Origin of the sequence: Blautia sp. DFI.9.10 (assembly GCF_024461705.1) — a bacterium.
GTDB classification, from domain to species: domain Bacteria; phylum Bacillota; class Clostridia; order Lachnospirales; family Lachnospiraceae; genus Blautia_A; species Blautia_A fusiformis.
On sequence record NZ_JANGAA010000007.1, the window covers coordinates 1 to 14,733 of the forward strand.

At 47.3% G+C, this 14,733-nt stretch carries 14 protein-coding genes and 1 tRNA gene; 12 read left to right on the top strand and 3 right to left on the bottom strand.

Annotated features, from left to right (window positions below; genetic code table 11):
* Window positions 1-129: 129 nt before the first annotated feature.
* Window positions 130-1,152 (top strand): threonine aldolase family protein, encoded by a 1,023-nt coding sequence (locus tag NE671_RS05875; protein WP_022426165.1) that lies wholly within the window; start codon window positions 130-132, stop codon window positions 1,150-1,152.
* A gap of 90 nt (window positions 1,153-1,242) precedes the next feature.
* Here NE671_RS05875 and proC read toward each other — a convergent pair whose 3' ends face one another.
* From proC to NE671_RS05890, 3 genes are all read right to left on the bottom strand, one after another.
* Entirely contained in the window at window positions 1,243-2,037 is a 795-nt protein-coding gene (gene proC, locus NE671_RS05880) for a pyrroline-5-carboxylate reductase (protein ID WP_015527371.1), read from the bottom strand.
* Window positions 2,038-2,105: 68 nt separating this feature from the next.
* Window positions 2,106-2,176, bottom strand: a tRNA-Gly gene (locus tag NE671_RS05885).
* Between the two features lie 109 nt (window positions 2,177-2,285).
* Complete coding sequence (locus NE671_RS05890) at window positions 2,286-2,735, bottom strand: CYTH domain-containing protein (protein ID WP_173740657.1); 450 nt, start codon at window positions 2,733-2,735, stop codon at window positions 2,286-2,288.
* A gap of 182 nt (window positions 2,736-2,917) precedes the next feature.
* Here NE671_RS05890 and NE671_RS05895 point away from each other — a divergent pair, with 182 nt between their 5' ends.
* The 11 genes from NE671_RS05895 to truA all read left to right on the top strand — a co-directional run bounded on the left by NE671_RS05895 (window position 2,918) and on the right by truA (window position 14,670).
* Window positions 2,918-3,475, top strand: coding sequence for a DJ-1 family glyoxalase III (locus NE671_RS05895; RefSeq protein WP_147602973.1), 558 nt, complete (start codon window positions 2,918-2,920; stop codon window positions 3,473-3,475).
* Window positions 3,472-4,752, top strand: coding sequence for an InlB B-repeat-containing protein (locus NE671_RS05900; RefSeq protein WP_173740656.1), 1,281 nt, complete (start codon window positions 3,472-3,474; stop codon window positions 4,750-4,752). Before NE671_RS05895 ends, NE671_RS05900 begins: the two co-directional genes overlap by 4 nt.
* 156 nt (window positions 4,753-4,908) lie before the next feature.
* Window positions 4,909-6,195, top strand: a complete 1,287-nt coding sequence (tig, locus tag NE671_RS05905) for a trigger factor (RefSeq protein ID WP_015527366.1) — start codon at window positions 4,909-4,911, stop codon at window positions 6,193-6,195.
* Window positions 6,196-6,219: 24 nt separating this feature from the next.
* Entirely contained in the window at window positions 6,220-6,801 is a 582-nt protein-coding gene (gene clpP / locus NE671_RS05910) for an ATP-dependent Clp endopeptidase proteolytic subunit ClpP (RefSeq protein WP_015527365.1), read from the top strand.
* Window positions 6,802-6,912: 111 nt separating this feature from the next.
* Window positions 6,913-8,226 carry an ATP-dependent Clp protease ATP-binding subunit ClpX gene (gene clpX, locus NE671_RS05915; RefSeq protein ID WP_022426169.1) on the top strand — a complete coding sequence of 438 codons (1,314 nt, stop codon included), beginning with the start codon at window positions 6,913-6,915 and terminating at the stop codon, window positions 8,224-8,226.
* Window positions 8,227-8,243: 17 nt separating this feature from the next.
* Entirely contained in the window at window positions 8,244-10,556 is a 2,313-nt protein-coding gene (lon, locus tag NE671_RS05920; RefSeq protein WP_022426170.1) for an endopeptidase La, read from the top strand.
* A 69-nt stretch (window positions 10,557-10,625) separates the two neighbouring features.
* Complete coding sequence (gene yihA / locus NE671_RS05925; RefSeq protein WP_015527362.1) at window positions 10,626-11,237, top strand: ribosome biogenesis GTP-binding protein YihA/YsxC; 612 nt, start codon at window positions 10,626-10,628, stop codon at window positions 11,235-11,237.
* Window positions 11,238-11,251: 14 nt separating this feature from the next.
* The gene (locus NE671_RS05930) at window positions 11,252-12,103 is read left to right on the top strand and encodes an energy-coupling factor transporter ATPase (protein WP_015527361.1); all 852 of its coding nucleotides are present in this window, start codon (window positions 11,252-11,254) and stop codon (window positions 12,101-12,103) included.
* Window positions 12,088-12,975 carry an energy-coupling factor transporter ATPase gene (locus tag NE671_RS05935; protein WP_015527360.1) on the top strand — a complete coding sequence of 296 codons (888 nt, stop codon included), beginning with the start codon at window positions 12,088-12,090 and terminating at the stop codon, window positions 12,973-12,975. Before NE671_RS05930 ends, NE671_RS05935 begins: the two co-directional genes overlap by 16 nt.
* Entirely contained in the window at window positions 12,972-13,775 is an 804-nt protein-coding gene (locus tag NE671_RS05940) for an energy-coupling factor transporter transmembrane component T family protein (protein WP_015527359.1), read from the top strand. Before NE671_RS05935 ends, NE671_RS05940 begins: the two co-directional genes overlap by 4 nt.
* 157 nt (window positions 13,776-13,932) lie before the next feature.
* Window positions 13,933-14,670: a tRNA pseudouridine(38-40) synthase TruA gene (truA, locus tag NE671_RS05945; RefSeq protein ID WP_173722439.1), complete on the top strand. Its 738-nt coding sequence runs from the start codon at window positions 13,933-13,935 to the stop codon at window positions 14,668-14,670.
* Window positions 14,671-14,733 lie beyond the last annotated feature (63 nt).

The window sequence follows — 14,733 nt, forward strand, 5'->3', positions numbered from 1 at the left end:
TGGACACTGTGTAAGACATTGCAGTACCGTAAGGTGTTTGCCAATGCAGTAGTGGGAGAAGCAAGAATCCCCCTGCTTTAGCTGTGGGAGTGTCAAATAAAATGAAAATACAGATGAGGAGAAAATAAAATGTTATTTTTTGTAAACGATTACTGCGAGGGTGCCCATCCGGCGATCCTCCAGAAGCTTCTGGAAACCAATATGGAGAAGCTTTCCGGCTATGGCACAGACAAATACTGTGATTCTGCAAAGGAGAAGATCCGTAAAGCCTGTGGCTGCCCGGATGCAGATGTGTTTTTCCTGGTGGGAGGAACTCAGACCAATGCCACGATCATAGGTTCTGTCCTGAACCGTTATGAAGGTGTTCTTGCGGCGCAGACCGGACACGTAAGCTGTCATGAGGCCGGAGCAATCGAGTATACAGGACATAAGGTACTGACACTTCCGGCAGAAAACGGAAAGATCAAAGCAGAAAGTATCACAGATTATGTGGAAACTTTTTATGGGGATGAAAGTCACGACCATATGGTATTTCCGGGAATGGTTTATATTTCCCATCCGACAGAGTACGGAACACTTTATACGAAGAAAGAGCTGGAGGAAATTTCCGAGGTATGCCATAAATACGAGCTTCCGCTGTTTCTGGACGGAGCAAGACTTGGCTACGGTCTGGTAAGTCCGGAAGCAGATGTGACACTTGAGGATATCGCCAGATGTACAGATGTGTTCTACATCGGCGGAACCAAGGTCGGTGCACTCTGCGGTGAGGCAGTGGTCTTTACGAAAAAAGCTCCGAAGCACTTTATGACTATGGTGAAGCAGCAGGGAGCCCTTCTGGCAAAAGGCCGTCTTCTGGGAATCCAGTTTGACACACTGTTTACCGATGATCTGTATACAAGGATCAGCAAAAATGCTATTGAAACAGCTATGAAGCTGAAAAGAGCCCTTCAGGAAAAAGGATATCAGCTTTTCCTAGATTCTCCCACGAACCAGCAGTTTGTAGTTTTGGAAAATAAAAAGAAAGAAGAACTGGGCAAAGAAGTTCAGTTTGATTTCTGGGAAAAATATGATGAAGATCATACAGTGATCCGTTTTGCCACAAGCTGGGGAACAAAAATGGAAGATATTGACGCGCTGATCGAGTTGCTGTAGGGCTGTCGGCAGACGATAAAAGAGATGAGATGGAAAAACTCCGTGAGGTCCGGGTGAATGCAGACCTCACGGAGTTTTTGTTTTCGAAAATTATAACTTCTTACCCTTCTCAGCAGCTGCGGTAAGCGCTTCGAATACGGCACTGCGAAAGCCGCTCTTTTCCAGGGTGCGGACACCTTCAATGGTAGTTCCTGCCGGTGAGCAGACCATGTCTTTCAGGTCTCCCGGGTGTCTGCCGGTTTCCAGAACCATTTTTGCGCTGCCGAGAACAGTCTGGGAAGCAAATTTATAAGCCTGCTTACGAGGCATTCCCTGGCTGACAGCGGCATCTGCCATGGCTTCGATAAACATAAACACATAAGCCGGTGAACAGCCGCCTACAGCGCCTGCGGCGTCCATCAGACGCTCCGGTACCACTTCGGTACAGCCAAAGCTGTCTGTGATCTTAAGGATTTCTGCCAGTTCGTCTTCCGAAACCCGGTCATTGGTACATACAGCAGTCATTCCGGCCCCAACCTGTGCAGGAGTATTAGGCATAAAACGGACAACTTTCAGAGGAAGACCGGCTTTTTCTTCCAGCCATGCAAGAGTCTTGCCGGGAGCGATTCCGATGATGGTGTGCTCTGTCGTGAGACTGTCGTGGACCTCTGTGAGAACTTCCTCATAAAACTGCGGCTTTACTGCAAGAACGACAGTTTTTGCAGATCTGACTATTTCATTGTTATCCAGAGTGGTGACAACACCAAGAGTTTTTTCACTGCGCGCTCTGCCTTCGTCTGTAAGGTTGGAAACAATGATCTCGTCCTTTGAAAAGATCCCCTGACGGAGAATACCGCCGATCATGGCAGAGGCCATATTTCCACATCCGATAAATCCAATCTTCATAAACAAAAATCCTCCTTGAAATTTATAAAAAAGGACACGCCTGACTGCGTGCCCTCTTTGGCAATGAAAGCAGATAACGGGAATCGAACCCGCCTCCTCAGCTTGGGAAGCTGATGTTCTACCGATGAACTATATCTGCCTGCATTACTAATTATACCACCTGAAATAAGAAATACAAGTGCGATTAGCATAAATTCTGTGCATCGCGAAGCATGTTACTGAGAACGGGGTGAACAGTAATCGCTCTGCTAGCCCTGGCTCATGGTACTGTTATGATATCTGGTGGAATAAGTTACATCTTCTCCGAACCAGTCCGGCGCAGTGTAGGCATTGGCGGCTTCCTCTGTAGGAAATTCCACCTCAGCCAGAAGAACTCCCTCGTATTCTCCGTGGAACACATCCAGTTCAATAAAAAGTCCGTCTTTTTCCGGAATCACATAGCGGTCCTTGGTAATGAGGATACCGTCTGCTTTAGGCTTCAGATGCTCATAGGCTTCAGCGGTGAGCGGAAGATTATATTCTTCACGGCTCATGAGACCCTTGGATTTGTAAGTAAGAAAATAGTCATCATCCTGCCGGCGGATGCGGACGACAGGGGAAGTGCAAAGATACCCCTGCTCGATCCTGTGGCAGGGATAAGAAGCCAGATCCTGCGGAAGGTCATCCTTCCGGATCAGAAATTTACGTTCGATCTCCATATAAAAAACCTCCGGATTTGTGAAATGAAAAGATATTATGTTCAGTCTACAGGAAAAAAACAGGATTTGCAATGGCATATCTGTTGAAATTTCTTGACATTTTCAGATAGAAAAAGCATTATGGAAGGGAATGGGGAATACAGAAAATATTTATGGATTTTATAAAAGAAAGGATGAACAGGATCATGAGTAAAGTATATATTTTTTTCGCAGATGGTTTTGAAGATATTGAAGGACTGACCGTGGTAGATCTGATGAGAAGAGCCGGGATCGACATCCAGACAGTATCTATCAAAGAGACAAAAGAGATCAGAACCTCTCATGGGATCGATCTTCTTACAGACCGTACCTTTGGAGAATGTGATTTTTCTGATGCGGATATGCTTGTAATTCCGGGAGGAATGCCGGGAACAAAATATCTGGAGAAATATAAACCGCTGACTGAGCTTCTGACAGATTTCTATCAGAATGGCGGCAAGGTAGCAGCTATCTGTGCGGCACCAGGTATATTCGAGAGACTTGGATTCCTGAAAGGCAGAAATGCTACATCGTACCCATCTGTTATGGAACAGCTTAAAAGTGCCAGAACATCTCTGGAGCCTGTAGTGGTAGATGGAAATGTAACTACCAGCAGAGGCCTTGGAACAGCCATCGATTTCAGCCTTTCCCTGATCGGACAGCTGGAGGGAAGCGCAAAGGCAGAAGAGATCGCTGAATCGGTGGTGTATGTAAGAGCATGAAAAAAGAGATGAAACAGGTCCTGTGGGTAGTGGCGCTTTTTGTTATACTGATGACAGTCACAGGAAATTTGGTGTCAGCTGCCGGCTTTGACTGGTCGGATGATACATTCGGGAATGCTTGCAAAAAAGTGTATTCCGTATCTTTCAGGTCAGGCGGAGGAGCCTCCTCTGCTATATATAAAAAATTGGAAAAGAAACAGAAATATGGTTCCATGATCACGATTCCCAAAGTGCCGCAGGTCCCAGCAGGATATCAGGCAGAAGGATGGTCTCTGAAAAAAGGAGGAGCGGAGGCAAGATATAAGCCGGGAAAAAAATATTTTGTAAAAAGAAATGTAACGTTTTATGCAGTGATAAAAAAGAAGAACAATCCCAAACTGATCCTGCACAGGAATGACGGAGATATCTACAAGATCATCCAGGCTCCAAGCGGAAAACTGAAACTACCGGTGATGGCCAATGAAGAGAATTATACATTCCTTGGATGGTCTACCAGGGCAGGTCAGAAGACCGCACCAAGGTATGAAGCCGGACAGGTGATCACAGTCAGTGGGACCATGCATCTCTATGCGGTGAGATTCTGGCGGTATCAGGAACCGAATCTGGTCAGGAACAGCTTTCATTATCCTGAGAATTACGAAAGGATCATCTTTGTGGGAGATTCCAGGACATATGGTCTTCAGAAGGTACTGTACGAACAGTTTGGAAAGGAGTATGTGGACAGCTATGTCAGCTTTGTATGCTGTTCTAATACAGAACTGGACTGGCTGAAGTCAACGGGCGCACAGGCTCTTTTGAAAGAACTGGAAAAATATCGTAAAAATGAAAAATACGCAAAGATCGCGGTGGTGTTCAATCATGGTGTCAATGATCTCAGAGATATTAACGGAAAACAGGATCTGAATGATAAGATATCACAGTACGGGTATTACATGAAAAAACTGGGAACAAAGCTTTCCATGAAAAACTGCAGTCTGTATTATATGTCTGTGAATCCGATCAATGGAGGGGAAAAGGGAAGTACCCAGAATCGTAGATGTGAGGATATCCGGACTTTTAACAGCGGTCTTGCCGGTGAGCTTGGAAGTCAGTACCACTATATTGATGTTTATAGTTATCTGATGCGGACCGGATATGGTACTGTATCCAATACGGGAGACGGTACAGACGATGGTGTTCATTATACGCCTAAAACTTATAAAAGGATTTTTACATTTTGTCTTAACAACATAAGAAAGACAGAAAATTACTTTAACATTGAGGACGTGGGCAGCTGAGAAATGCCCTGTGGGGGCATATGGAAAACTGAAAAAAATACTGGCGTTTTTACAGTGGTTATGCTATACTACAGAAATGACTGTAAATATATAATGCGAGTGTTAACTATTTTATATAAGGTATTTACTCGATATGATTAAGGAGGAACAAGAAACATGAGTTTACAGGTGGAGAAAATGGAGAAAAACATGGCGAAACTTACAATCGAGGTTTCCGCCGAGGATCTTGACAAAGCAATGCAGAATGCATATCAGAAAGCAAAAGGCAGAATTTCTATTCCGGGATTCCGTAAAGGAAAAGCTCCAAGAAAAATGATCGAGCAGATGTACGGAAAGGGAGTATTCCTTGAGGACGCTGCAAACGCTCTGATCCCTGAGCATTACAGCAAAGCACTTGCTGAGTGTGATCTTGAGATCGTTTCCCAGCCTAAGATCGATGTAACACAGGTTGAGCCTGGCAAACCATTTATCTTTACAGCAGAAGTAGCTACTAAACCAGAGGTAACTCTTGGTGACTATAAAGGACTTGAGGTTCCGAAGTCTGAGACAGAGGTAACAGACGAGGAAGTTGAGGCTGAGCTTAAGAAAGAGCAGGAGAAAAACTCCAGAACCATTACAGTTGAGGATCGTGCAGCACAGAACGGCGATACAGCAACTATCGATTTCGAGGGCTTCGTAGATGGTGAGGCATTCGAGGGCGGTAAAGGAACAGACTATCCGCTGACACTTGGTTCCAACACCTTCATCCCGGGATTCGAGGAGCAGCTTGTTGGTGCTAACACAGGTGATCACGTAGAAGTTAAGGTTACATTCCCGGAGGAGTATCAGGCAAAAGAGCTGGCTGGCAAAGAAGCTGTATTCCAGTGCGATGTTAAGAAGATCGAAGCAAAAGAGCTTCCGGAGCTTGACGATGACTTCGCTAAGGATGTATCTGAGTTTGATACACTTGCTGAGTACAAGGAAGACGTTAAGAAGAACCTGACAGAGAAGAAAGCAGAAGATGCACGTCGTGCAAAAGAAGATGCAGCAGTAGATAAAGTGATCGAGAATGCACAGATGGATATTCCGGAGGCAATGATCGAGACACAGACACGTCAGATGCTTGACGATTTCGCAAGAAGAATGCAGTCCCAGGGTCTTTCCATGGAGCAGTACTTCCAGTTCACAGGCCAGAGCGTTGACAAGATGATGGAAGACATGAAGCCACAGGCTCTTAAGAGAATCCAGACAAGACTTGTTCTTGAGAAGATCGCTGAGGTAGAGAACATCCAGCCAACAGAGGAAGAGGTTAACGAAGAGATCTCCAAGATGGCAGAGATGTACAAGATGGAAGCAGACAAATTAAAAGATCTCATCGGTGAGAACGAGATGGAGCAGATGAAGAAAGATATGGCTGTTCAGAAAGCTGTTACATTAGTTGCCGATGCAGCTGTAGAGGCGTAATAAACCTCGGAAATGGAGGGCAAAATGAGTTTAGTACCTTACGTCATTGAGCAGACCAGCAGAGGAGAAAGAAGTTATGATATCTATTCAAGACTTCTTAAGGACCGAATCATTTTCCTTGGAGAAGAGGTAAACGATGTCAGTGCGAACCTGATCGTTGCGCAGCTTCTCTTCCTGGAAGCAGAAGATCCTTCCAAGGATATCCAGCTTTATATCAACAGCCCGGGTGGTTCTGTAACTGCCGGAATGGCAATTTATGATACAATGCAGTATATCAAGTGCGATGTATCTACGATCTGCCTTGGAATGGCAGCCAGCATGGGAGCTTTCCTCCTGTCATCCGGTGCCAAAGGCAAGAGATATGCACTGCCGAATTCGACGATCATGATCCATCAGCCATCAGGCGGTGCACAGGGGCAGGCTACAGAGATCCAGATCGTAGCTGACCAGATCGCAAAAACCAAAAAGAAGCTGAACGAGATTCTTTCTGCGAATACCGGACAGCCTCTTGAGATTGTGGAAAAAGATACTGACCGTGACAACTATATGACAGCGGAAGAAGCTAAGGCATACGGCCTGATCGACGGTGTTGTGATCCACAAATAATGCGTAAGAAAAGACTCCTGTAAAGACACAGGAGTCTTATCTTGCTTTAAAAAGGAATTTTAAATGTCTGCGAGAGACGGACATTTACGCTTAGAAAGGAAACAAAAAGATATGGCAGATAAAGTAAAAGAAGGAAAGGTAAGATGCTCCTTTTGCCATAAGACTGAAGATCAGGTACGCAAGCTGATCGCAGGTCCGGATGGAGCATATATTTGTGATGAATGTATCGGGATCTGCTCCGAGATCATGGAAGAAGAATTCAGTATGTATGATCATGAGGCAGATTATGAAACAGGGATCAACCTTCTGAAACCGGAAGAGATCCACAGTATCCTGGATGAGTATGTGATCGGACAGGATGATGCCAAGAAGGCACTTTCCGTAGCTGTTTACAATCATTACAAGAGGATTCTTGCTTCAAGAAACCTGGACGTGGAGCTGCAGAAGAGTAATATCCTGATGCTTGGTCCGACCGGTTCCGGTAAGACACTTCTTGCACAGACACTGGCAAGACTGCTGAATGTTCCTTTTGCCATCGCAGATGCCACTACTCTCACAGAGGCAGGTTATGTTGGCGAGGATGTTGAGAACATTCTTCTGAAGATCATTCAGGCAGCCGATTATGATATTGAGCGTGCCCAGTACGGAATCATCTATATCGATGAGATCGATAAGATCACAAGAAAATCCGAGAATACCTCCATCACCAGAGATGTGTCCGGTGAGGGCGTACAGCAGGCACTTCTGAAAATTCTGGAAGGAACCGTTGCAAGCGTACCTCCTCAGGGAGGAAGAAAGCATCCTCATCAGGAATTTATCCAGATCGATACTACAAACATCCTGTTCATTTGCGGTGGTGCTTTTGACGGACTGGAGAAGATCATCGAGGCAAGACAGGATACCAAATCCATTGGTTTCGGAGCAGAGGTTTCCGAGAAGGAAGACCGCAATGTGGGCGAAGTTCTGAAGGAGGTTATGCCGGAGGACTTTATTAAATTCGGTCTGATCCCGGAGTTTATCGGACGAGTTCCGGTCGTGGTAACCTTGGATTCTCTGGATGAAGAAGCACTGATCCGTATTCTGAAGGAGCCTAAGAATTCTCTCACAAAACAGTACGACAAGCTTTTTGAGCTGGATGGCGTGCAGCTTGAGTTCCAGGATGAAGCACTTGAGACAGTTGCCCGGAAATCTCTTGAGAGAAAAACAGGTGCCAGAGGACTTCGTGCCATCATGGAGCATACCCTGATGGATCTGATGTACAAGACACCATCGGACGACACCATCCGTAAGTGTATCGTCACAAAAGAGGCAGTGGAGGGAACCGGAGAGCCGGAGATCATCCACGGGGAGGCCAAGGCTCCTGCAAAAAAAGCAGGACGCAAAACATCCCGTTCGAGAAAGAAAGGCAAGCCGGAAACAGCTTGATGAAGGGAATGACATAAATGACAAATCAGGTCAATATATTGCCAATGATCGCTCTCCGTGGGACTACAGTCCTTCCGGATATGATCGTACACTTTGATGTGAGCAGGGAGAAATCTATCCGTGCCGTGGAAGCAGCCATGCTCCATGACCAGAAGATCTTTCTGCTGACACAGAAGGATCCTGAGGTGGAAATACCGGAACTTACGGATCTGTATCAGGTAGGAACCGTCGCTTATATCAAGCAGGTGGTGAAGCTTCCGCAGGATCTTTACCGGGTTCTGGTAGAGGGACTGGACAGGGCAGAGGTTCTGGGCCTGGAGCAGGAGGAACCATATCTGAAGGCGGAATGCGAGATCGTTACGGCACAGGAAGAGGATTACCCGGAACCGGTAAAGGACGCCATGCTTCGCAGCATCCGGGAGCTTTTTCAGAGATACTGCAGAGAAAGCGGAAAAGTAAGCAAGGATCTGGTAACCCAGATCATGAACATCGAAGATGTGCAGGAAACTATCGACCAGATCGCAGTAAATCTTCCGATGGCGTATCAGAACAAGCAGAAGCTTCTGGAAGCAGTGTCTTTGAATGACCGTTATGAGATCCTCGGAGCGCTTCTTGGCAGCGAGATCGAGGTGATCCATATCACTAAAGATCTTCAGCGCAAGGTGAAATCCCATATCGACAAGAATCAGAGAGAGTATATCCTCCGGGAACAGCTGAAAACCATCCGTGAGGAGCTGGGCGAGGAGAATACTGCTGATGATATCGATGAATTTAAAAAACAGCTGAAGGAGCTGGATGCATCTGATGAAGTAAAAGAGAAGATTTCTAAGGAGATCAGCCGTTTTAAAGGAATGGCAGCCAGTGCTGCAGAGGCAACGGTGCAGAGAGGCTATCTGGAAACTGTTCTTGCACTTCCGTGGAATAAGAAATCCGAGGATTCCGAGGATCTTGAGAACGCATGGAAGGTTTTGGAAGAGGGGCATTACGGACTGAAAGAGGTCAAAGAGCGTATCATGGAATTCCTTGCTGTACGTAAGCTGACCCACAAGGGAAAGAGTCCGATCCTCTGTCTGGTGGGACCTCCGGGAACCGGAAAAACTTCCATTGCACGTTCTGTGGCAGAGGCCATGAACAAGAAATACGTCCGCATCTGTCTTGGAGGTGTCCGTGATGAGGCAGAGATCCGTGGCCACAGAAAGACTTACGTCGGTGCCATGCCAGGAAGGATCACAGTCGCACTGAAGGAAGCCGGAGTCAGCAACCCGCTGATGCTTCTTGATGAGATCGACAAGACCAGCAGCGATTATAAAGGAGATACCTCCGCAGCACTTCTGGAGGTTCTGGATCCGGAGCAGAACAGTAAGTTCAATGATCACTATGTGGAGATTCCCCAGGATCTTTCCGAGGTACTGTTTATTGCCACTGCAAATGATGTTCAGGGAATCCCGAGACCTCTTCTTGACCGTATGGAGCTGATGGAAATTCCGGGATATACGGAAAATGAGAAGGAACATATCGCAAGGGAACATCTGATCCCGAAGCAGATGGAGATCAACGGTATTCCGGAAGGCAAGCTGGTAATCCAGCCGGCAGCTCTTGGCAAGCTGATCAACAACTATACCAAGGAAGCAGGAGTCCGTTCTCTGGAGAGAAGCATCGGACGTATCTGCAGAAAAACTGCACGTGCTATCATGGAAGAGGGTAAGGATAAGGTAGTTGTCACATCCAGAAATATTTCCAGATTCCTTGGCAAAGAACGATATAACTATCTGATGGCCAATGAGAAGGATGAGATCGGGATCGCCCGCGGTCTTGCATGGACACAGGTAGGCGGTGATACCCTGCAGATCGAGGTCAATATCATGCCCGGAAAAGGTGAGCTGCTTCTCACCGGACAGCTTGGAGATGTGATGAAGGAATCTGCACAGGCAGGTATCAGCTATATCCGTTCGGTTTCTGACCAATATGAGATCGATCCGGAATTTTTCCAGAAGCATGATATGCATGTACATATCCCGGAGGGTGCCGTTCCGAAGGATGGCCCGTCCGCAGGTATTACAATGGCAACTGCCATGCTGTCTGCAATTATCGAAAAACCGGTACGTGCGGATCTTGCCATGACCGGTGAGATCACCTTAAGAGGCCGTGTGCTTCCGATCGGCGGACTGAAAGAGAAGCTGCTTGCAGCTAAATATGCCAGGATCAAAGAAGTCCTTGTTCCGGAGAAAAATCGTCCGGATATCGAGGAGATGGACAGAGAGATCATCCAGGGACTGAATATCCGGTTTGTGGATAGCATGAAAGAAGTTCTCGGTGAAGCTCTTGCATAAACAAAAAACAGAAAAACCCTGCCCTGACCTTCAGGACAGGGCTTTTAAAAGAAAAGGGAGGAATAACGAATGGTAATCAAAAACGTATCGCTGGATATCGTCTGCGGCATCACAAGCAAGATCCCGGACACAGGAAGGCCGGAGGTAGCTTTTGCGGGAAAATCAAATGTAGGGAAATCCTCCCTGATCAATGGTCTGATGAACCGCAAGGCCCTGGCAAGAACCAGCGCACAGCCGGGAAAAACACAGACGATCAATTTTTATAATATTAATGAAGCAATGTATCTCGTAGACCTGCCGGGCTACGGCTACGCCAAGGTCTCTGCGGCAGAGAAGGAAAAATGGGGAAAAATGATCGAGGGCTATCTTCATAATTCCAAAGAGCTCCGTGCGGTTTTTCTCCTGGTGGATATCCGCCACAAGCCTTCCGCCAATGACAAGCAGATGTATGACTGGATCTGTCACAACGGATATGAGCCGGTGATCATCGCGACCAAGCTTGACAAGCTGAAACGCAGCCAGGTGGCAAAAAGCCTGAAGGAGATCCGCATCGGACTGGGCCTTCCGAAAGAGGGAAAGATCCTTCCGTTTTCTGCGGAGACGAAGCAGGGAAGAGACGAGATATGGGCACTGATCGATGAGTTGACCGGCCTTGGTGAACCGGCAGCTACAGAGGATTAAGGAGAGCAGAAAAGATGGGAATTATCAAGGCGCTTAAGCTGGGATTTGACTATCAGAGATACGATGATGACGGCAATGTGGTAGACATGCAGCGTGCAGTCAATGATGTGAACCTGGACATTAAAGCAGGAGAATTTGTGGCAGTTCTGGGACATAACGGATCTGGAAAATCCACACTGGCGAAGCATATGAATGCGCTTCTGATCCCAACAGAGGGAACGATGCTGGTGGACGGGATCGATACCGCCAGAGAGACCAAACTCTGGAAGGTACGCCAGAAGGCAGGAATGGTATTTCAGAATCCGGATAACCAGATCATAGGAACCGTTGTGGAAGAGGATGTAGGCTTTGGTCCGGAAAATATGGGAGTTCCTACAGATGATATCTGGAAACGGGTGAATGACAGCCTGGAAAAAGTCGGTATGACAGCCTATCGTTATCAGTCCCCAAACAAACTTTCCGGAGGGCAGAAGCAGAGAGTGGCTATTGCAGGCGTGATGGCCATGCGCCCGCGGTGCATCATTCTGGATGAGCCTACCGCCATGCTGGATCCTAACGGAAGAAAGGAAGTCCTGGAGGCAGTGCGGGAGCTGAACCGTAAGGAAAAGGTAACAGTCATTCTGATCACCCATTACATGGAGGAAGTGATCCATGCTGACCGTGTTTATGTCATGGACAGCGGAAATGTTGTGATGCAGGGAAATCCCAAAGAGATCTTTTCCCAGGTGGATACCCTTAAGGCGTATGGACTGGATGTACCACAGGTAACACTTCTTGCATATGAACTGAAGAAATCCGGCGTGGATGTTCCGGATGGAATACTGACTACAGAGGAGCTGGTGAGCGCATTATGTCAATCGAATTAAAAAATGTAACCTATACCTACAGCCCCGGGACAGCCTATGAGAGCCATGCGCTGAAGGATGTCAGCCTTGTGATCCCGGACGGCCAGTTTATCGGGATCATCGGACACACAGGAAGCGGAAAATCCACGCTGATCCAGCATCTGAATGCGCTGGTACAGCCAACATCCGGCCAGGTTCTGTATAACGGAGAAGATGTGTGGGCTGAGAAATATGACCGGAAACAGCTCCGCAGCGAGGTTGGTCTGGTGTTTCAGTACCCGGAGCATCAGCTGTTTGAAAATGATGTGATCTCGGATGTATGTTTCGGACCTATGAATCAGGGACTTTCCAGGGAAGAAGCAGAGAAAGAAGCGAAGCAGGCGCTGACTCAGGTTGGAGTAAAAGAGTCCAATTTCAAGAAATCACCCTTTGAGCTTTCCGGAGGCCAGAAAAAAAGGGTAGCTATTGCAGGGGTTCTTGCCATGAACCCGAAGATTCTGATCCTGGACGAGCCCACAGCAGGGCTTGACCCGAAGGGCAGGGATGATATCCTGGATCAGATCGCAGAGCTTCATAAGGTGCGAGGGATAACCATTGTTCTGGTTTCCCACAGCATGGAGGATATTGCGAAATACGTGGAGCGCCTCATTGTTATGAATCACGGAGAAGCTGTATTTGATGATGAGCCGAAGAAGGTTTTTTCCCATTATAAGGAACTGGAAACCATGGGACTTGCCGCACCGCAGATCACTTATATCATGCATGCGCTGAAGGAACATGGGCTGCATGTGGATGCAGATGCCACAACGGTGGAGGAAGCCAGAGACAGTATCCTTGCCGCACTTGCGCAGGCGAACTCTCCATTACTGAACAAAGGAGGGGCGGAAAAATGATCAGAGATATTACCATTGGCCAGTATTATCCGGCCAAATCCGTTCTTCACAGACTGGACCCACGGACCAAATTTCTGGGAACTCTGGGATTTCTGATCTCTGTGTTCCTGTTCCATACATTTCTCGGATATGCGGTGGCAACAGCATTTCTGGTAGCCATGATCGCAATATCCAAGGTTCCGGTGAAATTCATGTTCAAGGGTCTGAAGGCTATCGTTATGATCCTTCTGATCACGGTTGTGTTCAATATCATCCTGACGCCTGGCGAAGTGCTGTGGCGTTTCGGAATCATCAAGGTCACAAGGGAAGGCCTTGTTCTTGCAGGAAGAATGGCGATCCGTCTTGTTTACCTTGTGATCGGATCTTCCATCATGACATTGACTACCACGCCGAATCAGCTGACAGATGGTCTGGAGAGACTGCTCCGTCCGCTGAACAAGATCCGGGTGCCGGTACATGAGATCGCCATGATGATGTCCATTGCCCTTCGATTTATCCCGATCCTTCTGGAGGAGACGGATAAGATCATGAAGGCACAGATCGCCAGAGGTGCGGATTTCGAAAACGGAAACCTGATCCAGAAGGCGAAAAATATGGTACCCCTTCTTGTGCCGCTGTTTATTTCAGCGTTCCGCCGCGCCAATGATCTGGCAATGGCCATGGAAGCAAGGTGTTACCATGGTGGAGAGCACAGAACCCAGATGAAGCCGCTGCATTATGAAAAAAGAGATTATGCGGCCTATGGAATCCTTGTGGCATATCTTGCGGTGGGTGTTGCATTCCGTGTGGCGGGACTGTAGCCAAATCCTGCCGGTACTCAGACATGGAACGGTCCGAAGCGTTGCATTTTGCACAGCGGAACTGTAACCGGATCAGGCAGGCATTTTGCAGGACGGTATGTCTGTTTTGGGATAGAAAGTACTGCAGGGATGTCTGTATCAGGAGGGAATATACTTTATGAAACGAGTAGGACTTGTTGTAGCTTATGATGGAACCAAGTACTCAGGCTGGCAGACACAGCCAAATGGAATCACCATTCAGGGCGTTTTAAACGATACCTTAAGTGAGCTGCTTGGGGAAAAGATCGAGACCATCGGTGCCAGCCGTACAGATGCAGGAGTGCACGCTCTTGGAAATGTGGCGGTGTTTGATACCGAATCCAGGATCCCCGGGGAAAAATTTTCCTATGCACTGAACCAGAGACTTCCGGAGGATATCCGTATCCAGCTTTCTGAGGAGGTGGAGCCGGATTTTCATCCCCGTTACTGTGACAGTGAAAAAACATATGAATATCGTATCCTGAACCGGCGGTTTCCGGTGCCAACGGAGCGTTTGTACTCTTATTTTTACCATTATAAACTGGATGTGGATAAGATGAAGGAAGCAACATCTTATCTGATCGGACGCCATGATTTTGCCAGCTTCTGCGGCTCCGGCGCACAGGTGAAGACCACCATCCGTACCGTGACCTCCATGGACGTGTGGAGAGATGGTGACATGGTGACCATCCGCATTTCAGGAACAGGCTTCCTTTACAATATGGTGCGTATCATTTCCGGAACCCTGATCGAGATCGGAAACGGGCAGTATCCGCCGGAACGCATGGACAAGATTTTAAAAGCCTGTGACCGTGCAGTAGCAGGACCAACAGCTCCGGCTCAGGGTCTGACGCTGATGGGAATCGAGTTTTTCTGAAAACAGGAATTTTGTTGAAAATTACAAGAAAAAACAGTTGACAGGCAAGGTGCCTTATAATAT

Coding starts and splice junctions, on each gene's coding strand:
- NE671_RS05875 (WP_022426165.1), top strand. CDS start 130: ATGTTATTTTTTGTAAACGATTACTGCGAGGGTGCCCATCCGGCGATC.
- proC (WP_015527371.1), bottom strand. CDS start 2,037: ATGAAGATTGGATTTATCGGATGTGGAAATATGGCCTCTGCCATGATC.
- NE671_RS05890 (WP_173740657.1), bottom strand. CDS start 2,735: ATGGAGATCGAACGTAAATTTCTGATCCGGAAGGATGACCTTCCGCAG.
- NE671_RS05900 (WP_173740656.1), top strand. CDS start 3,472: ATGAAAAAAGAGATGAAACAGGTCCTGTGGGTAGTGGCGCTTTTTGTT.
- tig (WP_015527366.1), top strand. CDS start 4,909: ATGAGTTTACAGGTGGAGAAAATGGAGAAAAACATGGCGAAACTTACA.
- clpP (WP_015527365.1), top strand. CDS start 6,220: ATGAGTTTAGTACCTTACGTCATTGAGCAGACCAGCAGAGGAGAAAGA.
- clpX (WP_022426169.1), top strand. CDS start 6,913: ATGGCAGATAAAGTAAAAGAAGGAAAGGTAAGATGCTCCTTTTGCCAT.
- lon (WP_022426170.1), top strand. CDS start 8,244: ATGACAAATCAGGTCAATATATTGCCAATGATCGCTCTCCGTGGGACT.
- yihA (WP_015527362.1), top strand. CDS start 10,626: ATGGTAATCAAAAACGTATCGCTGGATATCGTCTGCGGCATCACAAGC.
- NE671_RS05930 (WP_015527361.1), top strand. CDS start 11,252: ATGGGAATTATCAAGGCGCTTAAGCTGGGATTTGACTATCAGAGATAC.
- NE671_RS05935 (WP_015527360.1), top strand. CDS start 12,088: ATGTCAATCGAATTAAAAAATGTAACCTATACCTACAGCCCCGGGACA.
- NE671_RS05940 (WP_015527359.1), top strand. CDS start 12,972: ATGATCAGAGATATTACCATTGGCCAGTATTATCCGGCCAAATCCGTT.
- truA (WP_173722439.1), top strand. CDS start 13,933: ATGAAACGAGTAGGACTTGTTGTAGCTTATGATGGAACCAAGTACTCA.